The 25,466-nt window shown below is 73.6% G+C and carries 23 protein-coding genes; 5 read left to right on the plus strand and 18 right to left on the minus strand.

Annotated features, from left to right (window positions below):
• The first annotated feature begins 39 nt into the window (after window positions 1-39).
• Window positions 40-408: a pyridoxamine 5'-phosphate oxidase family protein gene (locus AC3ET4_RS02540; protein WP_431945363.1), complete on the plus strand. Its 369-nt coding sequence runs from the start codon at window positions 40-42 to the stop codon at window positions 406-408.
• Window positions 405-1,433 carry a phosphotransferase gene (locus AC3ET4_RS02545; RefSeq protein ID WP_431945365.1) on the plus strand — a complete coding sequence of 343 codons (1,029 nt, stop codon included), beginning with the start codon at window positions 405-407 and terminating at the stop codon, window positions 1,431-1,433. Before AC3ET4_RS02540 ends, AC3ET4_RS02545 begins: the two co-directional genes overlap by 4 nt.
• A gap of 70 nt (window positions 1,434-1,503) precedes the next feature.
• Here AC3ET4_RS02545 and AC3ET4_RS02550 read toward each other — a convergent pair whose 3' ends face one another.
• Window positions 1,504-3,132, minus strand: coding sequence for a protein kinase domain-containing protein (locus AC3ET4_RS02550; RefSeq protein WP_431945367.1), 1,629 nt, complete (start codon window positions 3,130-3,132; stop codon window positions 1,504-1,506).
• A 235-nt stretch (window positions 3,133-3,367) separates the two neighbouring features.
• Here AC3ET4_RS02550 and AC3ET4_RS02555 point away from each other — a divergent pair, with 235 nt between their 5' ends.
• On the plus strand, window positions 3,368-5,128 hold the full coding sequence (locus AC3ET4_RS02555; RefSeq protein WP_431945369.1) for a Stk1 family PASTA domain-containing Ser/Thr kinase: 1,761 nt from the start codon (window positions 3,368-3,370) through the stop codon (window positions 5,126-5,128).
• Between the two features lie 207 nt (window positions 5,129-5,335).
• Here the strand turns inward: AC3ET4_RS02555 and AC3ET4_RS02560 are convergent, their stop codons facing one another.
• From AC3ET4_RS02560 to pdhA, 9 genes are all read right to left on the minus strand, one after another.
• Complete coding sequence (locus AC3ET4_RS02560) at window positions 5,336-5,896, minus strand: bacterial proteasome activator family protein (RefSeq protein WP_431945371.1); 561 nt, start codon at window positions 5,894-5,896, stop codon at window positions 5,336-5,338.
• Window positions 5,897-6,013: 117 nt separating this feature from the next.
• Window positions 6,014-6,373: a hypothetical protein gene (locus AC3ET4_RS02565; RefSeq protein ID WP_431945373.1), complete on the minus strand. Its 360-nt coding sequence runs from the start codon at window positions 6,371-6,373 to the stop codon at window positions 6,014-6,016.
• A gap of 72 nt (window positions 6,374-6,445) precedes the next feature.
• A complete protein-coding gene (locus tag AC3ET4_RS02570; protein ID WP_431945375.1) occupies window positions 6,446-7,417 on the minus strand; it encodes an NAD(P)H-quinone oxidoreductase in 972 nt (323 codons plus the stop codon).
• A 9-nt stretch (window positions 7,418-7,426) separates the two neighbouring features.
• Entirely contained in the window at window positions 7,427-8,497 is a 1,071-nt protein-coding gene (locus tag AC3ET4_RS02575) for a potassium channel family protein (protein WP_431945377.1), read from the minus strand.
• Window positions 8,494-9,951 carry a molybdopterin molybdotransferase MoeA gene (locus AC3ET4_RS02580; protein ID WP_431945379.1) on the minus strand — a complete coding sequence of 486 codons (1,458 nt, stop codon included), beginning with the start codon at window positions 9,949-9,951 and terminating at the stop codon, window positions 8,494-8,496. The genes AC3ET4_RS02575 and AC3ET4_RS02580 overlap by 4 nt, the downstream gene beginning before the upstream one ends.
• Complete coding sequence (locus tag AC3ET4_RS02585) at window positions 9,948-10,862, minus strand: NTP transferase domain-containing protein (protein WP_431945381.1); 915 nt, start codon at window positions 10,860-10,862, stop codon at window positions 9,948-9,950. The genes AC3ET4_RS02580 and AC3ET4_RS02585 overlap by 4 nt, the downstream gene beginning before the upstream one ends.
• Window positions 10,863-10,890: 28 nt before the next feature.
• A complete protein-coding gene (locus tag AC3ET4_RS02590; protein WP_431945383.1) occupies window positions 10,891-12,288 on the minus strand; it encodes a dihydrolipoamide acetyltransferase family protein in 1,398 nt (465 codons plus the stop codon).
• The gene (locus tag AC3ET4_RS02595; protein ID WP_431945385.1) at window positions 12,288-13,313 is read right to left on the minus strand and encodes an alpha-ketoacid dehydrogenase subunit beta; all 1,026 of its coding nucleotides are present in this window, start codon (window positions 13,311-13,313) and stop codon (window positions 12,288-12,290) included. Before AC3ET4_RS02595 ends, AC3ET4_RS02590 begins: the two co-directional genes overlap by 1 nt.
• Window positions 13,310-14,410: a pyruvate dehydrogenase (acetyl-transferring) E1 component subunit alpha gene (pdhA, locus tag AC3ET4_RS02600; protein ID WP_431945387.1), complete on the minus strand. Its 1,101-nt coding sequence runs from the start codon at window positions 14,408-14,410 to the stop codon at window positions 13,310-13,312. The genes AC3ET4_RS02595 and pdhA overlap by 4 nt, the downstream gene beginning before the upstream one ends.
• Window positions 14,411-14,560: 150 nt before the next feature.
• Between pdhA and AC3ET4_RS02605 the strand changes: the two genes are divergently transcribed.
• Entirely contained in the window at window positions 14,561-15,100 is a 540-nt protein-coding gene (locus AC3ET4_RS02605; protein ID WP_431945389.1) for an Lrp/AsnC family transcriptional regulator, read from the plus strand.
• A gap of 67 nt (window positions 15,101-15,167) precedes the next feature.
• On the opposite strand, the gene AC3ET4_RS02610 is transcribed toward AC3ET4_RS02605, so the two are convergent.
• Both AC3ET4_RS02610 and AC3ET4_RS02615 read right to left on the minus strand, forming a co-directional pair.
• Window positions 15,168-15,779: a TetR/AcrR family transcriptional regulator gene (locus tag AC3ET4_RS02610; RefSeq protein WP_431945503.1), complete on the minus strand. Its 612-nt coding sequence runs from the start codon at window positions 15,777-15,779 to the stop codon at window positions 15,168-15,170.
• Window positions 15,780-15,781: 2 nt separating this feature from the next.
• Complete coding sequence (locus AC3ET4_RS02615; protein WP_431945391.1) at window positions 15,782-17,308, minus strand: 3-hydroxyacyl-CoA dehydrogenase; 1,527 nt, start codon at window positions 17,306-17,308, stop codon at window positions 15,782-15,784.
• Between the two features lie 130 nt (window positions 17,309-17,438).
• Between AC3ET4_RS02615 and paaN the strand changes: the two genes are divergently transcribed.
• Window positions 17,439-19,115: a phenylacetic acid degradation protein PaaN gene (gene paaN, locus AC3ET4_RS02620; RefSeq protein WP_431945392.1), complete on the plus strand. Its 1,677-nt coding sequence runs from the start codon at window positions 17,439-17,441 to the stop codon at window positions 19,113-19,115.
• A 399-nt stretch (window positions 19,116-19,514) separates the two neighbouring features.
• Here paaN and AC3ET4_RS02625 read toward each other — a convergent pair whose 3' ends face one another.
• The 6 genes from AC3ET4_RS02625 to AC3ET4_RS02650 form a co-directional block, all read right to left on the minus strand.
• A complete protein-coding gene (locus AC3ET4_RS02625) occupies window positions 19,515-20,177 on the minus strand; it encodes a TrmH family RNA methyltransferase (RefSeq protein WP_431945394.1) in 663 nt (220 codons plus the stop codon).
• On the minus strand, window positions 20,174-21,457 hold the full coding sequence (locus tag AC3ET4_RS02630; RefSeq protein WP_431945505.1) for an HTTM domain-containing protein: 1,284 nt from the start codon (window positions 21,455-21,457) through the stop codon (window positions 20,174-20,176). The genes AC3ET4_RS02625 and AC3ET4_RS02630 overlap by 4 nt, the downstream gene beginning before the upstream one ends.
• A gap of 236 nt (window positions 21,458-21,693) precedes the next feature.
• Complete coding sequence (locus tag AC3ET4_RS02635; protein ID WP_431945396.1) at window positions 21,694-22,377, minus strand: DUF5819 family protein; 684 nt, start codon at window positions 22,375-22,377, stop codon at window positions 21,694-21,696.
• A gap of 311 nt (window positions 22,378-22,688) precedes the next feature.
• On the minus strand, window positions 22,689-23,021 hold the full coding sequence (locus AC3ET4_RS02640; protein WP_431945398.1) for a rhodanese-like domain-containing protein: 333 nt from the start codon (window positions 23,019-23,021) through the stop codon (window positions 22,689-22,691).
• A 49-nt stretch (window positions 23,022-23,070) separates the two neighbouring features.
• Entirely contained in the window at window positions 23,071-23,898 is an 828-nt protein-coding gene (locus tag AC3ET4_RS02645) for a hypothetical protein (protein WP_431945400.1), read from the minus strand.
• An 82-nt stretch (window positions 23,899-23,980) separates the two neighbouring features.
• Complete coding sequence (locus tag AC3ET4_RS02650; RefSeq protein WP_431945402.1) at window positions 23,981-25,375, minus strand: DUF2252 domain-containing protein; 1,395 nt, start codon at window positions 25,373-25,375, stop codon at window positions 23,981-23,983.
• Window positions 25,376-25,466: the final 91 nt, after the last annotated feature.

The raw sequence follows: 25,466 nt of genomic DNA on the forward strand, positions 1-25,466 counted from the left end.
CTCTGCGTCCGAGCGGGGCGGCCGGGCAGGGTGGTTCCCATGGAACTCGAGGGGCGCGCTGCGCTGGCGCTACTGGGAAAGGTCCGGTACGGGCGGCTGGCGCTGACGCGGGGGGCCCTGCCGTACATCGCCGTGGCACGGCACGTCGTCGCCGACGACTCCGTGCTGATCCGCACCGACCGCTCCTGGGGCGTGGACGGCACGGTCGTGGCCTACCAGGCGGACGACCTCGATGCGGGCTGGGCGGTGCAGTTCCTGGGGACGGCACGGGCCTTCCACCCGTCGCCGTCGCTGCGGGCGCTGTTCGGCACAGATCACGAAAACGATACAAGCCGGAAACCGGGCCATGTGTACGTACGACTCGACCCACGAGTCCACCACCGAAATGATCTAGCATCTGCCTGGTGATCGGGAGCTCGGCGACGGCGCCGCCCTCCGCCGGGACTCTGGACGTCCTGCTGCGCCGGTACACGCACGCCGGCACCCCGCTGTGCTGCGAACCCGTTGCCCAAGGGTTACTGAACCGGGGCTTCCGGCTGGCCACCACCAGCGGCCGCTACTTCCTCAAGCTGTACGTCGACAGCGCCACCTCCGACTCCGACGTGATCGCCCGCCAGCACCGGGCGACCCAGCGGCTGAACGAGGTCGGCCTGCCCGTCGCCCCGCCGGTCCCCGACGCCGACGGCCGCACCGTCGCCGTGGTCGGCGGCCGCCCCTACGCGCTCTACCCGTGGGTGGAGGGCCGGCACCGCGAGGGCGGCGAGCTCACCACCGCCGACTCCCGCCGCCTGGGCGCGCTGCTCGGTCTCGTCCACACCGCCCTGGCCCGGGTGCAGCCGGCCCCCGAACCGGGCCTGCACGCGAGCGCGGACCCCGAGGTGACCTCTGCGCTGATCGCCGCGCTGCTGCGCAGGGTGCGCGCCCGCGCCCCGCGCGAGACCTTCGACGAACTGGCCGAGCACCGGTTGCTGGAGCGCCGCGCCCTGCTGGAACGGCACGCCCACCGTCGGCCGCCCGACGCCGCAGGCCCGGTGTCCGGCTGGGTGCACGGCGACTTCCACCCGCTCAACCTGCTCTACCGCGACGACGAGCCCGTCGCCATCGTCGACTGGGACCGGCTCGGCGTGCAGCCGCGCGCCGAGGAGGCGGTACGGGCCGCCGTGATCTTCTTCGTGCAGCGCGGTGGCGCCCTGGACCTCGACAAGATCCGCGCGTACGCCCGGGCCTACCGAGGCGCCGCGGGCGTGGCCGAGGACGAACTGGCGGCGGCCGTGCACCGGGTGTGGTGGGAGCGGCTCAACGACTTCTGGATGCTGCGCTGGCGCTACGTCCTCGACGACCGCAGGGCCGACCCCCTCTTCCCCGACTCGTCCGCCCTGGTCGTCTGGTGGACCGCCGCGTACGAGCCGGTGCTGGAGTCCTTCACCGGCTGAGTCCGGGGCCTCGGCCCGAGCTCGCCGGGCCCACCCGGGTGGTGGGCCCCGCCGACCGTCCGGCGCCCGGTCAGCCTCCCGTGACGGCGCCCTGGACGGCGCCCTCGACGGTACCGGTCGGGCCTCCGGTCTCCTCGCCCGAGGTGCCGCCCTCGCTGCCGCCGCCCGCATCGGTGCCGCCGTCGTCGGCGCCGCCGTCGGTGCTGCCGCCGGTCTCGGACACGGACGGGCTCGCGGACGCGGGCGCGGAGCCGGTCGGGGTGCTCGGCTCCTTCGTCGGCTGCGCCGGGGTCGAGGGGACCTCTGTGGTCGGTTCGGTCGAGGGCGGGGGCTTCGTGTACGTCGGCTTCTCCGGGAAGCCGCCGGTGCCGTCCTGGGTGGTGTCGTCCCTGAACTCCTCCTCGGTCTCCCGCGGCGTCGTCGGCTTCTCCTGCTGCGACTGCGTGGGCTTCACCTCCGGCGCCGGAGGCTTCTTGTCCCCCGTGTGGGAGACGGCGAAGTAGACGCCGAGAGCGACCGCGAGCACCGCCGCGACCACGAACAGCACCGGCTTGGCCCAGCGCCCGCCCCCCTGCGGCGGCTTTCCACCGTCGTAGCCGCCCGCGCCGCCGTCGCCGCCGGGCGGGCCGAGCAGCAGGGGCGGCTGCAACTGCGCGGTGTGGTGCGCGTCGTGCTGCCCGAACTGCGGGGGGAGGCCGATCGGCGCGGTCGCCACGGCGTTCGGCGCGGGCACGTAGCCGGTGTTCCAGGTGCCGGTGTGGCCGCCGCGCTCGTTCAGCATGCTCAGCGCGTACTGGACGACGCCGCGCATCTCCTCGGCCGTCTGGAAGCGGTCGTCCGGGTGCTTGGCGAGCGCGTGCAGCACCAGCCCGTCCAGCTCCGGGGGGACCCGGTCGCTGGTCTCGGAGGGCGGGCGCGGCTCGTCCTGCACATGCTGGTAGACCACCGACAGCGGCGTCTCTCCGGTGAACGGCGGCCGCAACGCGAGGAGTTCGTAGAGCAGGCAGCCTGTCGCATACAGGTCGGAGCGGGTGTCGACGGTCTTGCCGAGGGCCTGCTCCGGCGACAGGTACTGCGGGGTGCCCATGACCATGCCGGTCTGCGTCATCGTGGTCGAGGCGCCGTGCAGGGCCCGGGCGATGCCGAAGTCCATCACCTTCACCGCGCCGGTGTCGGTGATGATCACGTTCGCCGGCTTGATGTCCCGGTGGACGATGTCGTGCGCGTGGCTGTAGGCCAGCGCCTCCAACACGCCGGAGACGATGATGAGCGCCTGGTCGATCGGCGGCGGCTGCTCGGAGCCCAGGAGCAGGTCGCGGATCGTACGGCCCTCGACGAGCTCCATCACGATGTACGGCACGGTGCCGCCCGGTGTGACATCCTCACCCGAGTCGTAGACCGCCACCACCGCATGGTGGTTGAGCCCGGCGACCGACTGCGCCTCGCGCGTGAAACGGGCCTTGGAGACCGGGTCCTCGGCGAGGTCGGAGCGGAGCAGCTTCACGGCCACCGTCCGCCCCAGGCGCATGTCCTCGGCGGCGAACACCTCGGCCATGCCGCCGCGTCCGAGACGCCGGGTCAGCCGGTAGCGGCCGTCGCCGACCCTGCCTCCGGCACCCCACTGCTCGGGCGAGTCAGGCACGCCCCGGCCGTCGGCAGAGGGCTCCTCAGCGCCCCCGGCGGCTGTCGTCTGTGCCATCAGTCCTCGCCGTCGATCGTCGCCGAACAGGGTCCTCCGGCGCACCACGCTACCGCGTTCCGCCAGCGACGCGCTCCCCTCCCGTTCCCGCCGGAACTCTTGTGCGTCTGGTGACGAACAGGTCAACGAACTTGACCTGTCCAGGCCGTCGGGCAGACTGGGCGGTCAGGATGGGGGCGACTGTCGTGCGCGCACGCGGGTGCGCCCAGGGGGAACGTCAAGGGGACGGTTTCGGATGAGCGGGGACGGCACGCGGGGCACTCGTTCGGGGCGCTCGGTCGGCAACGGCCGCTACGTCCTCCGGGACCTGCTGGGGCAGGGCGGCATGGCCGCCGTGCATCTGGCACACGACACAGTGCTGGACCGGCCGGTGGCCGTCAAGACGCTGCACACCGACCTCGGGCGCGAGCCGTCGTTCCGCGAGCGGTTCCGGCGCGAGGCGCAGGCCGTCGCCAAGCTCAACCACACGAACATCGTCTCGGTCTTCGACTCCGGCGAGGACACCGTCGACGGCGCGCTCGTGCCGTACATCGTCATGGAGTACGTCGAGGGCAAGCCGCTGCGGGAGGTACTCGACGAGGACATCGCGCGGTTCGGCGCGATGCCCACCGAGAAGGCCCTGAAGATCACCGCCCACGTGCTCGCGGCGCTCTCCGAGAGTCACAGCGTGGGCCTGGTCCACCGGGACATCAAGCCGGGCAACGTGATGCTCACCAAGCGCGGCGCGGTGAAGGTGATGGACTTCGGCATCGCGCGCGCGATGCAGTCCGGCGTCTCCTCGATGACGCAGACCGGCATGGTGGTCGGCACCCCGCAGTACCTCTCGCCGGAACAGGCGCTGGGGCGGGGCGTGGACGAGCGCTCCGACCTGTACTCGGTGGGCTGCATGCTCTTCGAACTGCTCACCGGACGGCTGCCGTTCGACGGGGACTCCCCGCTGGCCATCGCCTACCAGCACGTCCAGGAGGCGCCGCCGGCCCCGTCGGCGCTCAACCGGGCGGTACAGCCGGGGGTGGACGCGCTCGTCGCGCGGGCCCTGAGGAAGAACCCCGCCGAGCGCTTCCCGACCGCCGACGCCATGCGCGAGGAAGCCCGGCGGGTCGCCGCGCCGGGCCACGGCGGCGGCGCCACACCGCTGATCATCAGTGGCGGTCCGCGCCCGCGCGGCCGCGGCGAGGACGTCTCCTCCGCGGTCTTCCCTCCGGTGCAGGGAGAGCTGGGCACCCCTGCGCCGCAGCTGCGAGCGCCGTACCAGCCCCCGGCGCCGGCTCCGTTCCCGCAGCAGCACCAGCCGCAGCCCCAGCCGCACTGGGGCGGCGGCCCCGGCGGCGGCGCGCACACCCCGCCGCCGGGTCCCGCCTACGGTTATCCGGCCGGCGCCTCGCACTCCCCCCACCAGCCGCACCCGCGGGCCGCGGGCCAGCACTCCCCCCCGCCCTACACGATGCGCGCCGGCGCGGCAGCGGGCGGCGGCCGGTCGGGCGGGGGCGCCTCGACGGCGGTCGTCGCCATCGGCGCCACGGTCGCCGTCATCGCGGTGATCGTGGTCATCGCCATCGCGATGTCGATGACCGGGAACGGCGGCGAGGGCGACACCGGCGGCACCGGCGGCACACCCGGCTACGAAGCGCGGCCCGGGAACTCCGCCACCGCCCGCCGGCAGGAGCCTTCGGAGCCCGCCGACGACAAGCCCGCGCCCGGCGTCAGCCAGGCCGACCAGACCCGCACCATCGACGCCTCGCGCTGCGCCGAGGCCACCAGGAGCTACCTGGGCGGCGACCCGGACTCGGTGGTGATGCCGGACTTCTTCACCAAGTACGTGGACTCGGTCGCATCCTGCATGAAGGCGGCGGGTTGGGACTACGAGGTCAAGTACCGCGACGAGCAGATCTACGGGAAGGGCGCGGTCGTCGACCAGAGGCCCAAGGCCTACGGCTCGCTCAAGCCGGGCAACGACAAGATCACCATCTGGGTGTCCACCGGTCAGGGCGGCTGACGCCCCGGCGTCCCCTGAACGCTCCGACACTCCCGGGACCGCGCCGGGGTGGCTCCCGCGACCGCTCCGGGGGGGCACTCGCGTGACGGCGCACGAGAACGCATGCGGTCGGCGTCAGAGAGCACCGGCGGACGGCGGGTGACCCGAGGGTCCCCGCCGTCTGTACCTACGCGTACGCACCGACCCGCTGTCGCCGCGGCCGCCGGCTCACAGGTAGGGGCCGCTGCGCGCCCCGCCCGGGATGTGGCCTTCCTCGTCGCCTTCCTGCGCCACACCGGGCGGCAGCGCGCGGCGCATCTGCTCCAGCTGGGCCCGGGCGGCCATCTGCTGGGCGAACAGCGCGGTCTGGATGCCGTGGAAGAGGCCCTCCAGCCAACCCACCAGCTGCGCCTGGGCGATCCGCAGTTCGGCGTCGCTCGGCACACCATCCTCGGTGAAGGGCAGCGAGAGCCGCTCGAGTTCCTCGACGAGCTCGGGGGCGAGCCCTGCCTCCAGCTCCTTCACGGAGCTGTGATGGATCTCCTTCAACCGCACCCGGCTCGCCTCGTCCAGGGGCGCGGCCTTGACCTCTTCCAGGAGCTGCTTGATCATGCTGCCGATCCGCATGACCTTCGCGGGCTGTTCGACCATCTCCGTCACGGGGACCTCGCGCTGCTCGTCGCCATCTCCGGCGCGGCCGGCGGGTCCGCCGCCGAGGGCCATCCCGTCCGGGCCGACGACCAGGACCTGCGGGCTCTCCTGCGACCGTTCGTTCATCGGCATCTCCATGCCGTCATTGTCGCGCACCGTCGCCTTACCGGGATGTGTGCCCCCCAGAGCCCCGCGCTACGCCTCCCGGCGCTCCCCGTACGCCGCCAACAGGGCCCGGTGCGGGGCGCGCAGAGGTCAGCGGGCACGGCGCAGCCGCAGGCCGAGGAAGCCCAGACCGAGCCCGATCAGCACCAGCCCGGCGCCGAGCGGCAGGACCTCGAGCACCCGCCCCACGGGTGCCGGGACGGCGGCCGGGCCCTGGTTCTGCGGCTCCTCGGCGTGCACGGGGACGGGCACGGAGGGCCGGCTTCCGGCGTCGCCGTCCGGGGTCGGCGGCGGCTCCGCCCGTCCGGGGTGCCTGCGCCCCTCCCCGGCTTCGCTGCCCGCGAGCCCGGAGGACGCCGCCGGATGGGGCGGAGGCGGTGCGGCGGCGCCGGTGACCAGGAGAGCGACCCCGGTCACCGTCGATACCACGACCACCTTCCGCAACTCCATGCTTCCAGCGTCACATGGTGCGTCACGGGCGGCCAGTCGTCCCAGCGGGCCGTATCGGCCGTCCGCCGGTGGTCACAGGGTGAGCAGCACCTTGCCGACGTGGGTGCTCGCCTCGACCAGTCGGTGCGCCTCGGCCGCCTCGCGCATGGGGAGGGCGCGGTCCACCACCGGACGCACCACCCCGGACTCCAGCAGCGGCCAGACGTGCTCCCGCACCGCCGCCACGATGGCCGCCTTCTCCTCCAGCGGCCGTCCGCGCAGCGAGGTCGCGGTGATCGCGGCCCGCTTCGCCAGCATCCGCCCGAGGTCGAGCTCGCCCTTGGCGCCGCCCTGCAGCCCGATGACGGCCAGCCTGCCGTTGACCGCGAGGGCGTCGATGTTCCGGCCCAGGTACTTCGCGCCCATGATGTCGAGGATGACGTCGGCGCCGCCGAAGGCCTCACGGACCTCGGCCGTGAAGTCCTGCTCGCGGTAGTTGATCCCGAGGTCGGCGCCGAGCTCACGGCACTTCGCCAGCTTGTCCGCGCTGCCCGCGGTGACCGCGACCTTGGCGCCCACCGCCTTGGCCAGCTGGATCGCCATCGTGCCGATGCCACTGGAACCGCCGTGGACCAGCAGCGTCTCGCCAGGACGCAGGTGAGCGATCATGAAGACGTTGGACCAGACGGTGCAGACCACCTCGGGCAGGGCCGCCGCCTCGACGAGGCCCACGCCCTTGGGCACCGGCAGCAGCTGCCCGGCCGGGACGGCGACCTTCCCGGCATAGCCGCCGCCCGCGAGCAGCGCGCACACCTCGTCGCCCACGGACCAGCCGCTCACCCCCGGGCCGACGGCGGCGACACGGCCCGAGCACTCCAGGCCCGGGTAGGGGGACGCGCCGGGCGGCGGGTCGTAGAAGCCCTGCCGCTGCAGCAGGTCGGCACGGTTGACGGCGGTCGCGGCGACGTCGACCAGCACCTCGCCCTCGGCGGGTACCGGATCGGGGACCTCGGCCCAGACGAGCGCGTCGGGGCCGCCGGGTTCGGGGATGGTGATCGCATGCATGCTCCGACGCTACCCCTGCGGAACGTGCGACGGGTCCCCCTGGCTCGTCCTGTGGACGACGATGAGCCGATCGGTCAACTGCAGCGGGCTCGCCTCGGGGTTGTCGTGGTCGAGCAGCCGGTGGCCGCGCTTGACGACCACCACCAGGTCGCCGACCTCGCGCGGGTTCAGCCCGGCCTCCGCCTTGGTGACGGGGCGCTCGATCAGGTCCAGCCCGCTGCCGTAGGAGATCAGCTCCTCCATCACCTCGCCGGCGCTCGGGCTGAGCATCGACATCCCGAGCAGCCGGCCCGCCGCGCCGGAACTGGTGACGACGGCGTTGGCCCCGGACTGGCGCAGCAGTGGGGCGTTCTCCTCCTCGCGCACGGACGCGACGATGTTGATCCGCTTGCTCAGCTGGCGGGCCGTGAGCGCCACCAGGACGGCGGTGTCGTCGCGCTGCGTGGCGATGATGAGCTCCTTGGCCCGCTGGATCTCCGCACGCAGCATGACGTCGTTGCGGGTCGCGTCGCCTGTGACGCCGGCGAAGCCCGCGGAGACCGCGGCCTCCACCGCCTTGGGGTCGGGGTCGACGACCACGATCCGCTGCGGCGGCACGCCGTGGCCGGTGAGTGTCTTGGCCGCGGAACGGCCCTTGGTGCCGAATCCGACGATGACGGTGTGATCGCGCACGGTGGACCTCCAGCGCTGCTGCCGGTACTGCTCGCGGGTACGTTCGGTGAGCACCTCGAGAGTGGTGCCGACGAGGATGATCAGGAAGAGCACGCGCAGGGGCGTCACCAGGAGGACATTGGTCAGCCGGGCGCTCGGGCTGTAGGGGACGATGTCGCCGTAACCCGTGGTGGAGAGGGTGACCGTCGCGTAGTAGACGCAGTCCAGCAGCGACATCGGGCTGTCGGAGTTGTCGTGGTAGCCCTCGCGGTCGGCGTACACGATCAGCACGGTCAGCACCATGACCAGCAGGGCCATCAGGAGCCGTCGGACGACCTGGACGAGCGGCCCGACGGGCTTCTTGGTGGGCAGGTGGATGGTGCCGCCGCCTGTCCGCGCGGCCTTCTGGCCGCGGCCCGCATCTCTCACCACCGCCCCCAGCCCGTCTCCAGGACGGCCACGCGGTCGCCCTTCACGGCCCCGCCGGGTGGGACGACGGCCATGCCGTCGGCCGCAGCGATGCCGCGCAGCATGGCCGGACCGCTGAAGTGCAGCGGGGACACCTGCGACTCCTCGTCGAGAACCACCGGCACCAGGCGGGTGTCGGTGGGGTGGCCGTGCACGTCCCCGGTGAGCCGCGCCCCGTACGCCTCCGGTGCCGGGCGCCCGGCGAGCGCGCGCAGCAGGGGCACCGCGAGGGTCAGCACACCGGAGACCGCCGCCAGCGGGTTGCCCGGCAGGCCCACCAGCCGCCTGCCGCCGGGCAGTTCGGCCAGCAGCATGGGGTGACCGGGGCGGACGGCGACGCCGTCGACGAGCAGCCGCGCGCCGATGCGCTCCAGTACGGGATGGACGAAGTCCACCGGGCCGCTCGCCGTGCCGCCGGTGGTGACGACGACATCGGCGGTGGACGCGGTGACGGCGTCCTGCAGCAGGTCGGCGTCGTCCTTCAGCCGCCGCGCGCGGACCGTGCCGGCCCCGAGCGCGGCGAGCCAACCGGGAAGCAGGGGGCCGAGCGCGTCCCGGACCCGGCCGCCGCCGGGCGCGCCGGAGTCCAGCAGCTCGTCGCCGAGGACGAGGATCTCGACCGAGGGCCGCGCGACCACGGTCAGCGCGTCGTAACCCGCCGCCGCGGCCAGGCCGAGCACCGCGGGCGTGACCAGCACACCTGGCGCCAGCAGCGTGTCGCCGCCGCGGCACTCCTGGCCGCGGGGCCGCACGTCCTGGCCGGGCTCGGGGCCGCCCCGCGTGGCGTGCAGCAGTCCGTCGGCCGTCACCCGCCCGTACTCCCGGCGCAGCACCGCCGTCGCGCCGGGGGGCAGCGCGGCCCCGGTGGCGATGGCGGTGGCCTGGCCGTCGAGCAGCGGCTGCGCGGCCCGCTGCCCGGCCAGGACGCGGCCTTCCGCGCGCCATGGGCCGGGGCCGGCGACGGCCCAGCCGTCCATCGCGGAGGTGTCGAAGGACGGCAGGTCCGTGAGGGCGGTCAGCGGTTCGGCGAGGGCGTGTCCCAGTGCCTCGCCGAGCGGCAGGTCCAGGCGTCCCAGCGGGCCGGCGGCGGCGCCGGCGATGCGGCGGGCCCGGGGCCACGGCAGGTCGTGGCGGTCGCGGTGGCCTGCGGGGCCGCCGTGGTGCCGGCCGCCGCCGTGGCCCTGGCGGCCGTGGTGGCCCGGCTGGCCGCCGTGGCCGCCCGGGGAGCCCTGGGGGGACGCGCCGTGCGGCCCGGCCCCGGCCTCGCCGGGGTCGCCACCGGAAGGCGGCTGTACGGGACCGTGCCGGCCGGCGGCCCGCCCGTTCGCCAGGGCCAGCGCCGCGTCGAACTCGTCATCGGCGGCGTCCCCGGCACCGGTGTCGCGGGCACCGCCCGCCGCACCCGGCAGGTTCATGCGTCCGGGTCCCCGCTCCCCGTTTCCTTCGCCCACCGCTCGGCCAGCACAAAGGCGCGCCTGGCGGCCTCCGCGACAGCCTGCTCGCCGCCGCCCGCCGAGGCCGCCGCGTAGCCCACCAGGAAGGTGGTCAGCGGCGCGGCGGGACGGTCGACGCCGTGGGCGGCGTCCCGGGCGAGATCGAGGAGCATGCGCATGTCCACGTCGAGTTCGATGCCGAGTTCGGCCTTGGCTGCGGTGATCCATTCTTCCAACACGTCCCCATGCTCCCTGATCCTGGCCCGGGCTGTGGAGAGATCGTCCCAGGTGTCGCAGTCGAAGGAGGCCTGCCCGGTGGGGTCGGGCAGCCGCAGCAGGGCCAGTTCACCGGTGAGCAGCCGCAACGGCAGCCCGGTGAGGGTCCCGTGCTCGGCGGCGATCAGCGCGAGGTGCTGGCGCAGCGCGTCCGTGCGGTAGGCGGCCGCCAGCGTCTGGTCGCGGCCGTCGGGGTCGGTCAGCACGACCCCGTCGCCGCCCTGCGCACCGCGCAGGGCGGCGAGGAGGGCGTCCACCGCCGTACGGGACAGGAACGGCAGGTCGGCGGCGAGCACCAGCACCACGTCCGCGGTGACCTGGCGCAGCCCGGCTGCGAGCGCCGGCAGCGGGCCCCCGCCCGGAGGTTCCTCCCGGGCCCAGGCCACCGGACGGACGGTGGGGCGACGCGGGCCGACGACCACGGTGGTGGCCGCGCCCCCGCACGCGTCCAGGACGCGGTCGATCAGCGCCCGCCCGGCGACCGGCAGGCCCGGCTTGTCGGCCCCGCCGAGGCGCCTGGCGGCGCCGCCTGCGAGGACGACCGCGTCGTGGTGCGGCTGCTCGTCCGCCGAAGGGGGCGATGGGTGGTCGCGCGGCTCGCGTGGCTCGGGAGTCATGCCCGGAGTATCGCCCACCGTGACGACTTCACACCGCCCGGAGCAGCACTGCCGGTTGTTCCACGCAGTCCGCGACGAAGCGGAGGAAGCCGCCCGCCGTGCCGCCGTCGCACACCCGGTGGTCGAAGGTGAACGACAGCTGCACGACCTGGCGCACGGCCAGCTCGCCCTGGTGGACCCAGGGCTTGGGGGTGATCCGGCCGACGCCGAGCATCGCGGCCTCGGGGTGGTTGATGATCGGCGTGGAGCCGTCGACACCGAACACGCCGTAGTTGTTGAGCGTGAAGGTGCCGCCGGTCAGCTGGGCCGGGGTCAACCCGCCGGAGCGGGCCGCCTCAGTGAGCCGTCCGATCTCCTCCGACAACTCCTGCGTGCTGCGCCGGTGGGCGTCCTGAACGACGGGGACGACCAGTCCGCGGTCGGTCTGCGCCGCGAAGCCGATGTGCACCTGCGGCAGCACCACGATCTCGCCCCGCTCGGCGTCCACCCTGGAGTTGAGCTCCGGATAGCGGGCCAGGGCCGCCACACAGATCCGCGCGAACAGCGCGAGGACGGAGACCTTGGGACCGCCCGCGGCGTTCATCGCCGCCCGTGCCGCGAGCAGTTCCGTCGCGTCGGCGTCCACCCAGCAGGTGGCGTCGGGGATCTCCCGACGGCTGCGGGCGAGCTTGTCGGCCACGGCGCCGCGAATGCCGCGCAGCGGGATACGGGTGCCTCCGGCGTCCGGAGCGGCCGCCGCCGGCGTGGGCGCGGTGACGGGCGGCGCGGAAGCGGCCGAGATGGCCCGTTCCACGTCGGAGCGCAGGATCAGCCCGTCGGGGCCGGAACCCTTCAGCGCACGAAGGTCGAGGCCGTGCTCACGGGCCCGACGCCGCACGAGCGGGGAGATGACGGCGACGGGACCCTCGTGCCGGACCGGCACGGCGCGCGCGGGCGCCGGAGCGGGGGCGGACGCCGGAGCGGGGGCGGACGCCGGAGCGGGGGCGGACGCCGGAGCGGGGGCGGGTGCCGGAGCGGGGGCGGACGCGCCGGCACCGGGCGCCGGACGCACCCGGCGGCGCCGGGCCGCGGGGCCGCTGGTGCCGTAGCCGACGAGCACATTGCCGGAGCCCGATTCCTCCCCGGCAGCGGCCCGGGTGGCGGGGGCGGCAGGATCGGCCGACGCCGGCTGTCCGTCGGGGGAGTCGACCGCGACGGTGAGCAGCGGCCGCCCCACGTCGAGGGTCTGCCCCTCCTCGCCGAAGCGCGCGGTGACCACCCCGCCATAGGGGCAGGGCACCTCGACCACGGCTTTGGCCGTCTCGACCTCCACGACGGGCTGGTCGACGGCGACGACATCGCCGACCTGCACCATCCAGCGCACGATCTCGGCCTCGGTCAGCCCCTCGCCCAGGTCGGGGAGGGCGAACTCGCGGACGGCGGCCATCACTCCTCCTCCCACTGCAGGCGCCCCACCGCGTCGAGGATGCGGTCGACACCGGGCAGGTGGTGCCGCTCCAGCATCGGCGGCGGATAGGGGATGTCGAAACCGGCGACCCGCAGGACCGGGGCCTCCAGGTGGTGGAAGCAGCGCTCGGTGACCCGGGCGGCTATCTCGGCGCCCACGCCGCCGAAGCCGGAGGACTCGTGGACGACGACCGCACGGCCGGTGCGGCGCACCGACGCGGTGACCGTCTCGTCGTCGAAGGGCACCAGGCTGCGCAGGTCGACGACCTCCAGATCCCAGCCCTCCTGCACCGCGGCCTCGGCCGCCTCCAGGCAGACCGGCAGCGACGGGCCGTAGGTGATCAGGGTGGCGGAGCGGCCGCTGCGGCGGACGACGGCCCGTCCTATCGGGGCCACCTCCTCCGGGGCGTCCGCCGACCAGTCGGCCTTGGACCAGTAGAGCCGCTTGGGCTCGAGGAAGATCACCGGGTCGTCGGAGGCGATCGACGCCCTCAGCAGCCCGTAGGCGTCCGCCACCGTGGCCGGGGTGACGACGTGCAGGCCCGGGGTGTGGACGTAGTACGCCTCGGAGGCGTCGCTGTGGTGCTCGACGCCGCCGATGCCGCCGCCGTAGGGCACCCGGATGGTCAGGGGCAGCGGCATGGCGCCGCGCGTGCGGTTGCGCATCTTCGCGACGTGGCTGACGAGCTGCTCGAATGCCGGGTAGGCGAAGGCGTCGAACTGCATCTCGACGACGGGGCGCATGCCGTACATCGCCATGCCCACGGCCGTGCCGAGGATGCCGGCCTCGGCGAGCGGGGTGTCGGTGCAGCGGCTGTCGCCGAACTCCTCGGCGAGGCCGTCGGTGATGCGGAAGACGCCGCCGAGGGTGCCGATGTCCTCGCCGAAGAGGTGGACCGAGGGGTCCTCGGCGAGACAGTCGCGCAGCGCGCGGTTGAGCGCCTGGGCCATGGTGGCCGGCTTGCGTGCGGCGGCCACGGGGGTCGCGGTGGTGGCGGTGCTCATGACTGTGCCTCGGCCTCCAGCTCGGCCCTCAGCATCGCGGCCTGCTCACGCAGCTGCGGGGTGGGCTCGGCATAGACGTGTGCGAACATCTCCATCGGGTCGAGGACCGGGTCCTCGTTCATCCGCTCGCGCAGCGCGGCGGCCATCCGCTCCGCCTCCTCCGCGGTGTCGCGGACCAGCGCCTCGTCGAGCAGGTCGCGCTCGCGCAGGGCGCGCTCGAGCACCGCGATCGGGTCGTGCTCGCGCCAGGCCTCGACCTCGGAGTCCTCCCGGTAGCGGGTGGCGTCGTCGGCGTTGGTGTGCGCGTCCAGACGGTAGGTGATCGCCTCCACCAGGGTCGGGCCGCCGCCCTCGCGGGCACGGGCGACGGCCTCGGTGAGCACGCGGTGGACGGCCGCGATGTCGTTGCCGTCGACGAGCCGCCCGGGCATCCCGTAGCCCACGGCCTTGTGGGCCAGCGACGGGGCGGCGGTCTGCTTGGCGAGCGGCACCGAGATGGCGAAGCCGTTGTTCTGTACGAAAAAGACAACGGGGGAGCGCCACACGGCGGCGAAGTTCAGTGCCTCGTGGAAGTCGCCCTCGCTGGTGCCCCCGTCGCCCACCATGGCGAGCGCCACGACGTCGTCGCCCTTGAGCCTGGCCGCGTGCGCGAGGCCCACGGCGTGCGGCAACTGGGTGGCCAGCGGTGTGCTGAGCGGGGCGACGCGGTGCTCGCGCGGGTCGTAGCCGGTGTGCCAGTCGCCGCGCAGCAGCGTCAGCGCCTCCACGGGGTCCACGCCCCGCGCGACGGCGGCCAGGGTGTCGCGATAACTGGGGAACAGCCAGTCCTGGGGCTCGAGGGCGAGCGCCGCGGCGACCTCGCACGCCTCCTGGCCGGTGCTGGAGGGGTAGACGGCGAGCCTGCCCTGCTTGGTCAGCGCGGTGGCCTGGCGGTTGTAGCGGCGGCCGCGCACCAGCTGTCCGTACATCGCGGTCAGCGTTCCGGCGTCGAGCGCGCCTGCCTCGGGGGTGCCGAGCAGTCGGTACGGCTCAGGGTCGGGCAGCAGCGGCGCCGGGTCGGTGCGGGGTTGCCAGACGTGCTGGTCCAGGACGGTCATCGCGAGCACCTCCTCGTGGGCGTGTTCGATCGGGGGAGCGGGTATCGCTTCCCCTACCGATTGTTCGGTCGCCGGAGGCATTTTGGCTACAGGTGCGTCCCGCCTGTGGACAAACGGTTCTCCACAACCTGAGATGGAGCCAGTACGTCCATGCTAGGGAGGCTCGGGGGCGTGACGGATTCCCAAATATCTCGAGGCGGCCCCCCGGGACCGCAGGCGCCGCCGCCGGACACCGGCCCGGCGCCGCGTCCGCTGGACGCCATCGACCGCGCGATCCTGCGCTACCTCCAGGAGGACGGGCGGGCGTCCATACGGTCGGTCGCGGAGCAGGTCCACGTCTCCCGCGCCAACGCCTACGCCCGGATCAACCGGCTCCTGGAGGACGGGGTCATCCGCGGTTTCACGGCCCGGGTCGACCACGAACGCGCAGGTCAAGGCGCATCCGCGTACATCACCTTGAAGATCGTGCAGAACTCCTGGCGCACGGTGCGGGAGAAGCTGCTCGATCTGCCCGGGGTGGCGCACATCGCCCTGGTGAGCGGGGACTTCGACGTCCTGATGCTGGTCCACACCCCCGACAACCGCAGCCTGCGCGAACTGGTGCTGACCCGCATCCAGGCGGTGCCCGAGGTGCTCAGCAGCCGCACGCTGATCGTCTTCGAGGAGACCGACCGGGTGCTGACCGACTGACCCGCCCGCCCGCTCCGCGTTCGTCCGCCACGGCGTGCTCGTCCCTGCCGGACCGGCTCGGCCGGGGTCAGGAGTCGCGCAACCCGTCGAAGGCCAGCCGCACGACGGCGTCCACGACCGCGGCGTCGTCGTGCTCACGGGTACCGGCCGGGTGCGGCTGGTACCACTCGACTATGGAATTGATCATGCCGAAGAGCAGCCTGGTCGCGAGCCGCGGCTCCACGTCGCCACGCAGATCGCCCTCCGCCACGGCCGACTTCAGCAGGTCGGCGACCCGGTGGTCGAACTCCCTGCGGCGCTCCATGGCAGCGCGCTCGGTCGTGGTGTTGCCCCGCACCCGCAGCAGCAGCGTGACGTAGGGCAGCTCCGCCATCAGCACCTCGGTGGTGCGGCGCGTGACGTACTCCAGCCGCTCCACGGCGCGCCCACCGCTCGCCCCGGGCTCCTCCAGGATGCCGAACAGGCCGTCCAGGGCGCGGCCGACGGCGCGCTCCAACAGCTCTTCCTTGCCCCGCACATGGTGGTAGATCGAGGACTTGGAGATGCCGGCGGCCCGCGACAGGTGCTCCATGGAGGTGCCGTCGTAACCGCGCTCGATGAAGACCGCCACGGCCACGGCCAGCAGCGAGTCCGGGGTGTAGGTGTCCCTCTTGGGGGCGGAGGTGTCGCGGTGTGCCATGGTCACGATGAAAGCAGGCTCCTCTCGGCCGCCGCGCGGCGGTTCAGCGGACGAGACGGCGCATAGCGCCCGCCCGGGTACGCCTGGTGCAGGTTGCGCAGCACCTCGTGGACCCACCTGGGACCCAGTTCGTCGCCCCAGGCCAGCGGACCGCGCGGATAGTTCACGCCCAGCCGCATCGCGGTGTCGACGTCCTGCGGCGAGGCCACCTGGCGCGCGACGGCGTCGGCGGCGAAGTCCACCAGCATCGCCACGGTACGGGCGACGATCATGCCCGGGACGTCCTCGATGACGCTGACCTGCTTGCCCAGCGCCTGGAACAGCCCGATCGCCGCCTGGAGCGTCTCCGGGCGCGCCGAGTCGGACGGGGCGAGGGCGATCCGGGTCGCCGCCCGGTAGTCCAGCGCCAGGTCGAACTGGACGTAGTCGACGTCCGGGCCGGTGGTGGCCGGGGCGCCGTCCGCGAGGTAGAGCCGGCCGCCGCCTGGCAGCTCGATGTACCCGTCGTCGGGGTCGGCGACCTCGCCGTCCAGCACCTCGATACCCGCCTCGGCGATCATCCGGGGCAGCTCGGCGGCCGGTCCGCGGCCGCCCATGCAGACGGTGACCTCGGCGGGCGGCTTCTCCGGCCCCGCCGTGCGGGCGACCGGGGCGGCCGCGCCCTCGGTGTGGTCGTACCAGCCCCGCCCGCTCTTGCGGCCCAGCCGCCCGGACTCCACCAGCCGCCGCTGGGCGAGCGAGGGGGTGAACTTGGGGTCCTGGTAGAAGGAGTCCCACACCGAGCGGGTGACGGCTTCGTTGACGTCCTGGCCGATGAGGTCGGTGAGCTCGAACGGGCCCATCCGGAAGCCGCCGCTCTCCCGGAGCACCGCGTCGATGGTGGCGGGGTCGGCGACCCGCTCCTCGTGCAGCCGGAAGGCCTCGGCGTAGAAGGGCCGCGCGACGCGGTTGACGATGAAGCCCGGAGTGTCGGCGCAGCGCACCGGTGTCTTGCCCCAGGTGGCGGCGGTGTCGTGGGCGGTCCTGGCGGCGGCCTCGTCGGTCGCGGCGCCCGAGACCACCTCGACCAGCGGAAGCAGGGGGGCGGGGTTGAAGAAGTGCAGCCCGACGAGGCGGCCCGGACGGCGCAGCGCGCCGCCCACGGCGGTCACCGACAGGGAGGAGGTGTTGGTGGCCAGCAGGCAGTCCTCGGAGACGACCGACTCCAGGGCGGTGAAGAGCTGCTGCTTGGCGCCCAGGTCCTCCAGGATCGCCTCGACGACCAGCGACACGCCCGCCAGCTCCTCGATCCCCCGGACGGCCGCGAGCCGCCCACGGGCCGCGTCGCGCTCGGCGGGCGTCAGCCGGCCCTTCTCCACCAGGCGGTCCAGCCGTTCCCCCAGGGCCCGCTCGGCCTGCTCGGCCCGCCCCGGGCCCGCGTCGTAGAGCCGTACGGGATGCCCCGCCACCAGGGCGACCTGGGCGATCCCCTGGCCCATCGTCCCCGTGCCCACCACCGCGACCGTGCTGGATCGGTCAAGAGCGCTCATCGCCGCCACTGCTCCTCGCCGGTTGTCCACAGCTTGGGTCGGCCCCCTTGTCCCGACCGAACATTCGGTTAATCTAGCGGTGAAGCCAGCACCCTGCCCACCCCATCCAGCTCGACGAGGAGTTGGCCCCATGGCTGCCGAACCCACCGCTGTCCCGTCGGTCGAGAAGCACCGCGAGACGCTCGACAAGGCGCTCGAGGCGATCCGTACCCGCGAGTACTGGTCCCCGTACCCCGAGCACCCGAAGGCATACGCGGACGGCGAGACCGCCCAGGCCGCGTTCGACGCCCTGCGCGGCACCCGCTTCGACCTGGACCAGCCCGGCACCGACGGCTGGACGGGCGGCGAGGTCTCCCCCTACGGCATCGAGCTGGGCGTGGAGTATCCGCACCCGGACGTCGACGCGCTGCTCCCGGCGATGAAGGCGGCGATGCCCGCCTGGCGCGAGGCCGGTCCGCAGAACCGGGCCCTGGTCTGCCTGGAGATCCTCGCGCGGCTCAACGCGCGCACCACGGAGCTGGCCCACACGGTCATGCACACCTCCGGCCAGGCCTTCATGATGGCCTTCCAGGCCGGCGGCCCGCACGCACAGGACCGCGGCCTCGAGGCCGTCGCCTACGCCTACGCGGAGCAGACGCGCACCCCCCGCACCGCCGAGTGGGTCAAGCCGCAGGGCAAGCGCGACCCGCTCGCGCTGAGCAAGGACTTCACGGCGGTGCCGCGCGGCATCGCGCTGGTGATCGGCTGCAACACCTTCCCCACGTGGAACGGCTACCCGGGCCTGTTCGCCTCCCTGGCCACCGGCAACGCGGTCGTGGTCAAGCCGCACCCGCGCGCGGTGCTCCCCCTGGCGCTGACGGTCGGGATCGCCCGCGAGGTGCTCGCCGACAGCGGCTTCGACCCGAACCTGGTCTGCCTGGCCGCCGAGCGGCCCGGTGAGGGCCTGGCAAAGACCCTGGCGCTGCGCCCCGAGGTCCGCATCATCGACTACACGGGCTCCACCGCCTTCGGCGACTGGCTGGAGGAGAACGCCCGCCAGGCCCAGGTCTTCACCGAGAAGGCCGGCGTCAACACCGTGGTCGTCGACTCCACGGACGACTACAAGGGCATGCTGTCCAACCTGGCGTTCTCGCTGTCCCTGTACAGCGGCCAGATGTGCACCACCCCGCAGAACCTGCTGATCCCGCGCGACGGCATCGCCACCGACGACGGCCACAAGGGCTTCGACGAGGTGGTCGGCGATCTGTCGGCCGCCGTCGGCGGGCTGCTCGGCGACGACGCCCGGGCCAACGCCCTGCTGGGCGCCCTGGTCAACCCCGAGGTGAAGGCCCGCCTCGAGGCGGCCGCCTCTCTCGGCGAGGTCGCGCTGCCCTCCCGGGAGGTGCCGAACCCCGACTTCCCGGACGCCGTGGTCCGCACCCCGGTCATCGTGAAGCTGGACGGCGCCAAGCCGGACGACGAGGCCGCCTACATGTCGGAGTGCTTCGGCCCGGTGGCCTTCGCGGTCGCCATGGACTCCACCGAGGACTCGGTCGACCTGCTGCGCCGCACCGTGCGCGACAAGGGCGCGATGACGGTCGGCGCCTACACCACCTCCGAGGAGGTGGAGCGGCAGATCGAGGAGGTCTGCCTGGAGGAGGCCGCCCAGCTCTCCCTCAACCTGACCGGCGGGGTGTACGTCAACCAGACGGCCGCCTTCTCCGACTTCCACGGCTCCGGCGGCAACCCGGCCGCCAATGCGGCGCTGTGCGACGGCGCCTTCGTCGCGAGCCGCTTCCGCGTCATCGAGGTCCGCCGCCCGGTCTGACCGGGCCGCGAGACGCGCGGGCCCGAGCGGCTCGCGGGCCCGCCGACCCCGACAGCCCGTACGGAGCAGCCCCGTCACTCGCGGACGGGGCTGCTCCGTTCCCGCCCGCCGTACGCCCGCCCGCTCAGGGCCCGGCAGCTGTGCGGCCGACTGCTACCGGGTCTCTTCGCAGGGCATCGGGCCTCGGCCCGGTGGTGAAGCGGATCTGAGAACCGCTTTGGCTTAGAGGTCGCGCGGATCCGCACTGTTCACCTCAGCCCGGGTCACAGCGGTCGGATTCGCTGTTCGATGTACTGCTTCACGGTGCTGAGCGGGGAGCCGCCGACGCCGACCGATCCGGCGACGTACGAGCCGGACCACAGGCGCTGTGCCCGCCGGTCCTTCAGGGCGGCGAGGATGTCAAGAGCCCACCCGTGCGTAGCGCTGGATCCAGGCGTGCATCGCGATGGCGGCCGCCGCGCCCGCGTTGATCGACCGCGTGGAGCCGAACTGGGCGATCGAGCAGACCGCCGCGGCGTGCTTCCACGCCTCGTCCGTCAGACCGGGCCCCTCCTGCCCGAAGAGCAGCACACAGCGCCGGGGCAGCTCGGTGGTCTCCAGCGGCACGGCGCCGGGAAGGTTGTCGATCCCGATGATCGGCAGGTCCTGCGCGGCCGCCCACGCCGCCAGCGCCGCGACGTCCAGGTGGTGGCGTACATGCTGGTAGCGGTCGGTCACCATGGCGCCCCGCCGGTTCCAGCGGCGCCGCCCCACGATGTGCACCTCCTTGGCCAGGAAGGCGTTGGCGGTGCGCACCACGGAACCGATGTTGAAGTCGTGCTGCCAGTTCTCGACGGCGACATGGAAGTCGTGGCGCCGGGTGTCGAGATCGGCGACGATCGCCTCGCGCGTCCAGTAGCGGTACTCGTCCACCACGTTGCGGCGGTCGCCGTGCGCGAGCAGTTCGGGGTCGTAGCGCGGGTCCTGCGGCCACGGCCGCGGGTGCGGCCCGACCCCGATCTCGGGGCCGAAGCCGTCGTCGTACTGCAGCGGCTCGGCCGCGTCGTCCTGGCTGGTGCTCACACCACGAGGTTAGAGGGGGCGGGCTCACCGGCCGGTCCCGGCCTCCGCGGCCCCACGACGCCCCGTGCCCGCGCGTCCTCCGCCGCCTCGGCGGCCTCCACGTCCCCGGGATGCTCCGCGTCCCACGGCCGGGAGTCCTGCGGGCCTCCGGGGCCGCCCGCTCCCCCGCCGCGCCGCACCAGGCGCCCCAGCCGGTCGCCCGCCCAGCGCAGGAAGCCGGTGGGCAGGAACACCGCGTCGGCGGCGATCATCGCCAGCGAGAAGAACGGCAGCCCGAGGACGACCGCGATCGAGGCGTGCTCCACCATCATCAGCGCGAGCAGCACGTTCTTCACCCGGCGGTTGATGAGCGTGAACGGGAAGGCGACCTGGACGATCACCGTGCCGTAGGTGATCACCATCACGATCAGGCCGCTGGTGGCCATCGCGTGGGAGAGCCCCGGCCAGGGGGTGAAATCGTCCAGATGCAGCGGGTAGTACAGCGCGGTGCCGTCCTGCCAGCGCGAGCCCTGGACCTTGTACCAGCCCGCCGTGGAGTAGATCAGGCACACCTCGACCACGATCACCAGCAGAGCGGCGGCGTGCAGGATGTTGCCGAGGATGTCGAGCACCGTGCGCGGCTCGCCCGGCGCGTACCGCCGCACCGCCCACCACACGGCCTGGAGCAGCAGGAAACCCCACAGGAACGGCGTCCAGCCCAGCCAGGGGAGCAGACCTTCGGTCCAGGTCAGGCCCATCCGCCCGAGCAGCTGCGCCACGGCGAGCGCGAGCCCGAGGACGATCCACAGCGCGATACCCGCGCCGTCGCCGTCCCGTCCCCTCGCCCTGCGGCGGGCGTCCAGGGACCAGACCTGCCCGCACCGGGCGAAGACGAGATAGATCGCCATCAGGTGGATCACGTTGTCGCCGCCGTCCCCGACGAACACGCTGCGGTTCTGCAGGGACAGGACGCCGATCATGAACAGGAGCGAGGCCGTGCGGGTCCGCCAGCCGAGCAGCAGCATCGCGCTCGCCACGATCGCGCCCGCGTAGACGATCTCGAACCAGGCGTCGGCCCGGCCCCACAGCAGCATGGTGAAGGCGTGGTTGTCGCTGACGAGCCGGTGCGCCAGGTCCCAGCTCCAGGGCCCGTCCGGTCCGTAGAGCTTCTGGCGGTGCGGCCACTCGCGCAGCAGGAACAGCAGCCAGGTCAGCGAGGTGCCGATCCGTACGACGGCGGCCTGGTAGGGGGCGACGGTGCCGCCGGTGACCAGGGACAACCCGCGCGACAGCCCGCCCATGACCGAGTCGAGCAGGCCGGAAAAGGGGGACGGGACGGGGGCGGCCGGACGGCCGGCGGCCGGCACGGACCCGTGACCGGCCCGGTCCTGGCCCCCCTCGACAGCCCCGCTGCCGGGCCCGCCGTTTCCGGCCTCGCCGTACCCGGCCCCGCGCCCGCCCCCGTCGTACTCGGGCCCGCTGTCGGCCTCGCCGTACCCGGCCCCGCGCCCGACCGCGTCCGCGTTCACCGCTTCGCTCACGACGCGTCCTCCCCGCCCTCGTCCCCGGCCGCCCGGGCCGCCACGTCCGAGCTCCACCAGGGCAGCACCCGGAAGGTCGTGCGCGTGTCGATCTTCTCGGGGCTCCAGGTCGGGGGCGCGACCGGCGTGGTGCCGACGCGCACCTGCAGGCGGACGACGTAGCCGCCGTTGAGCCGGGGTCCGAAGCGGTCCTCCACGATGCGCTGCAGATACTGCCTACTCAGCTCGCCCCGCGTGCCGACGGGCTTGTCCTGCGCGCCGTGGGAGGACGCGTAGAAGGTCCACGCCCGGCGCAGCTGGTTCTGCTCGGTGTGGCTGGGCACGACGTTGTGCCTGATGGCGGCGATGTCCATCGCCGTGAGGTCGACCCATCCGGTCACCTCGTTGCTGCCGTCGTCCTTGTGCACCTCGGCGCGCGCCCAGACATGGATGTTCTGCTGGAGCGGGTTGGGCGCGAAGAGCTTCCAGTTCTGCTCGAGCTCGGGGTAGATGTAGCTGCCGATTAGGTCGCCGTGCTTCTTGGTGGCGGTGTTCGACGGCGCGACGTGCAGGAAGACCAAGAGCAGGTGCACCGCGACGCCGACCACCGCCGCGGCCAGCGCCAGCGCGACCACGGTCCGCGCGGGCGCTGACAGCGTGGCTATCCCGGCCGGTCCCCCGGACTCCTCGGGTGGCTCCATCGTGGTCTCCGCTCCTGTACCCGCGTTCCGCTCAGCAGGGAACGGTACTCATGCCCCAGGCGCGCGGTACAGCCCTCCCGGTCAGCAGGCCTGCCACACGTCTCGCGGAAAGGCAGCGGAACCTCCACGGCCCGCGTCCACCGCCGCCCGGGCCCGGAACCCGGAGCCCGGAACCCGGAGCCCGAAGCCCGGAACCCGGAACCCGGAGCCCGGAGCCAGAGCCGCAGCCCCCACGCCTCGGACTCCTCTGCGCGCGGTCAGGCCCCACGTCCCGGCCCCCATGGCGCGCGAGCCCCCGGGACCCGCTCAGATCAGAGCACGTGCGCCGGCCCCGTTCCGTCCGTCACCAGCGGGCGGCCCGAGGCCTCCCAGCCGAGCATGCCGCCGTCGACGTTCACCGCGTCGAGGCCCTGGGCGATCAGGTACTGCGCCACCTGCGCCGAGCGGCCGCCGACCCGGCACACGACGTGCACCCGGCGGTCCGCCGGGACCTCCTCGAGACGGGCGACGACCTCGCCCATCGGGATGTGCACCGCGCCCTCAGCGTGCCCGGCGTCCCACTCGTCGTGCTCCCGCACGTCGAGCAGGTAGCCGTCGGCGGGGACCTGCGCGGCGTCCACCGCGGGCAGCTGGGCGTAGAACATGGAACGGACTCCTTCTGTCGGGGCGTGCAGGTCGAACGTACCCGACCCGCTACTCGGACCCCTTCGTGGAGCGCACCAGCTCCGCCAGCCGGGCCTCGCGGTTGGCGACCTGGTTGAGGAGGTTCTCCGCGATCTCGTTGAGCAAACCGTCCGGGTCGTCCGGAGCCAGCTTCATCATCTGCGCGATCGCGCTGTTCTCCAGCTCGGCGGCGAGCAGGGCCAGCTGCTCCTTGCGCTGCGCCAGCCACTCCAGCCGCGCGTACAGCACCTCGGCCTCGCTGGGCTGCGCCTCCTGCGGGACCGGCCCGGCCTCCCACTCCTGCGCCAGCTCGCGCAGCCGCTGCTCGTCGGCGTAGGTGTAGGCCTCGTTGACCTGCGCGATGAAGGCGCTGCGGCGCTCGACCTCGGCCTCGTCCTGTGCCAGGTCCGGGTGGGCCTTGCGCACCAGCTCGCGGTAGAGCCGCTGCGCCTCCTTGCCCGGCCGCACACGGCGCGGCGGGTTGGGGTCCTCCAGGGGCCGGACACCGTCCGAGCCGAGCAGCCCGTCGAAGAGCTCCTCCACCCCCGGCATCGGCATCACGAGGGCCCGCGCCTCCCAGGCGCGCTTGATGTCCTCGCGGGCACCGCTCTTGGCCGCGACCGCCTCCGCGATCAGCGCGTCGAGCTCGTCGAGCCGGGCGTACATCGGGCCGAGCTTCTGGTGGTGCAGCCGGGAGAAGTTCTCGACCTCCACCCTGAAGGTCTCCACCGCGATCTCGAACTCGATCAGGGCCCGCTCGGCGGCACTCACCGCCTGGGCCAGCCGGTCCTGAGGTTCGGATGATGCGGCGGCCGACTGCGTGTCGGGGGCCGACTCGGTGCCGGGGGAATTCGTCACCCGTCCAGCCTACGAGCAGACGACGGCGCCGGTCACAGCGTACGGTCTCCCACCGGCCCCCGAAAGACCCGCGTCCGAGCCCTCACACGCCCCTCTCCGCCGCGATCCGCCCGGCCCGCACCTCTGCCACCAGCTCCGCGTGGTCCGCCTCGGTCCGGTCGGCGTACGCCACCGCGAACGCCGCGAAGGCCTCGTCGAGTTGCTCGCCCTTGCCGCAGTAGCCGGCGATCAGCCGCGGGTCCGCGGAGTGCGCGTGCGCCCTGGCCAGCAGCGCGCCCGTCATCCGCGCGTAGTCGTCGATCAGGCCGGCCTCCAGCTCCGCGGGGTCCACGCTGCCCTTGCGGTTGCGGAACTGCCGTACCTGGTAGGGCCGTCCGTCCACCCGGGCCCAGCCGAGCAGGGAGTCGCTGACGACCTGCATGCGCTTCTGACCCAGCACCACCCGCCGCCCCTCGTGCTCCGCCACGGGCGCGTCGAAGCCGCCCTTCCCCAGGTACGGCAGCAGCGCGGAGGGCCGGGCCTCCTTCACCTGGAGCACCAGCGGCTGCCCGAGGTGGTCCAGGAGCAGAGCGACGTACGAGCGGGTGCCCACGCTGCCCGTCCCGACCACCCGGAACGCCACGTCGTGCACCGCGTACCGGGCCAGCAGCGGCCGCCGATCCTCGCCGATCGTCGCCAGGTAGCCGGACTCCGACAGGGCCCCGGCGACCGCCGCCGCCTCCCTGTCCGGCACCCGGCGCAGCACCGGCGGCGCGTCGACGAAGCGGCGGCCGCCGCCCTCGGCCTCCTCCGTCGCCCGCGCCGCGAACCGCGCCCCGGTGTTGCGGCGCGCCTTGCGTGCCACCAGGCGCAACGTGCCGGCCAGATCCCGGGCGTCGGCGTGCGCGACCAGTTCCTCGTCGGCGATGGCGTGCCAGGCGTCCAGCACCGGCATCCTCGCCAGCAGCCGCATGGTGCGCCGGTACGCGCCCACCGCGTCGAAGGCGGTGCCGCGGCAGGCGTCCTCGTCCGCCCCGGCCTCGCGCCCGGCCAGCACCAGGGAGGCGGCGAGCCGCTTGACGTCCCACTCCCAGGGGCCGTGGACGGTCTCGTCGAAATCGTTGATGTCCATCACGAGCCGGCCCGAATGGTCGCCGTACAGACCGAAGTTGGCGGCGTGCGCGTCACCGCAGATCTGGGCGCCGATCCCGGTGACCGGGCAGGCCGCGAGGTCGGCGGCCATCAGCCCGGCGGAACCGCGCAGGAAGGCGAAGGGGCTCGCAGCCATCCTCCCCACCCGCAGCGGGACGAGTTCCGGGACGCGGCCTCGGCCGGACTCCCGCACCGCCTCCACCGCGCCCGGCCGGTCGGGACCGGGGGCGAACGCCGCGTGCGCCTCGCGCGGCACCGTCTCCCGCAGCGCCCTGCCCTCCTGTCTGGGCGCGCCGTCGTGCGGCCACCTGCGGAACCCCGCGATGTGCGGGAGCCTGTGCGCCATGTGCCCTCCTCCCCATGGGCCATGCCCGGTTGGTCACTCGTGGGGGCAATCTCGCCATTTACCGGACCGCGTCCGATGTTTCATGCTTGCC

Source organism: Actinacidiphila sp. bgisy167 (genome assembly GCF_057707665.1).

Bases quoted from the DNA above. Each gene is read 5' to 3' on its own strand.
- AC3ET4_RS02550 (WP_431945367.1), bottom strand. From the start codon at position 3,132: ATGGCACAGACGACAGCCGCCGGGGGCGCTGAGGAGCCCTCTGCCGAC.
- AC3ET4_RS02640 (WP_431945398.1), bottom strand. From the start codon at position 23,021: ATGTTCTACGCCCAGCTGCCCGCGGTGGACGCCGCGCAGGTCCCCGCC.
- AC3ET4_RS02635 (WP_431945396.1), bottom strand. From the start codon at position 22,377: ATGGAGCCACCCGAGGAGTCCGGGGGACCGGCCGGGATAGCCACGCTG.
- AC3ET4_RS02630 (WP_431945505.1), bottom strand. From the start codon at position 21,457: ATGGGCGGGCTGTCGCGCGGGTTGTCCCTGGTCACCGGCGGCACCGTC.
- AC3ET4_RS02650 (WP_431945402.1), bottom strand. From the start codon at position 25,375: ATGGCGCACAGGCTCCCGCACATCGCGGGGTTCCGCAGGTGGCCGCAC.
- paaN (WP_431945392.1), top strand. From the start codon at position 17,439: ATGGCTGCCGAACCCACCGCTGTCCCGTCGGTCGAGAAGCACCGCGAG.
- AC3ET4_RS02555 (WP_431945369.1), top strand. From the start codon at position 3,368: ATGAGCGGGGACGGCACGCGGGGCACTCGTTCGGGGCGCTCGGTCGGC.
- AC3ET4_RS02610 (WP_431945503.1), bottom strand. From the start codon at position 15,779: ATGGCACACCGCGACACCTCCGCCCCCAAGAGGGACACCTACACCCCG.
- AC3ET4_RS02590 (WP_431945383.1), bottom strand. From the start codon at position 12,288: ATGGCCGCCGTCCGCGAGTTCGCCCTCCCCGACCTGGGCGAGGGGCTG.
- AC3ET4_RS02565 (WP_431945373.1), bottom strand. From the start codon at position 6,373: ATGGAGTTGCGGAAGGTGGTCGTGGTATCGACGGTGACCGGGGTCGCT.
- AC3ET4_RS02560 (WP_431945371.1), bottom strand. From the start codon at position 5,896: ATGGAGATGCCGATGAACGAACGGTCGCAGGAGAGCCCGCAGGTCCTG.
- AC3ET4_RS02585 (WP_431945381.1), bottom strand. From the start codon at position 10,862: ATGACTCCCGAGCCACGCGAGCCGCGCGACCACCCATCGCCCCCTTCG.
- AC3ET4_RS02580 (WP_431945379.1), bottom strand. From the start codon at position 9,951: ATGAACCTGCCGGGTGCGGCGGGCGGTGCCCGCGACACCGGTGCCGGG.
- AC3ET4_RS02605 (WP_431945389.1), top strand. From the start codon at position 14,561: ATGCTAGGGAGGCTCGGGGGCGTGACGGATTCCCAAATATCTCGAGGC.
- AC3ET4_RS02615 (WP_431945391.1), bottom strand. From the start codon at position 17,308: ATGAGCGCTCTTGACCGATCCAGCACGGTCGCGGTGGTGGGCACGGGG.
- pdhA (WP_431945387.1), bottom strand. From the start codon at position 14,410: ATGACCGTCCTGGACCAGCACGTCTGGCAACCCCGCACCGACCCGGCG.
- AC3ET4_RS02595 (WP_431945385.1), bottom strand. From the start codon at position 13,313: ATGAGCACCGCCACCACCGCGACCCCCGTGGCCGCCGCACGCAAGCCG.
- AC3ET4_RS02570 (WP_431945375.1), bottom strand. From the start codon at position 7,417: ATGCATGCGATCACCATCCCCGAACCCGGCGGCCCCGACGCGCTCGTC.
- AC3ET4_RS02540 (WP_431945363.1), top strand. From the start codon at position 40: ATGGAACTCGAGGGGCGCGCTGCGCTGGCGCTACTGGGAAAGGTCCGG.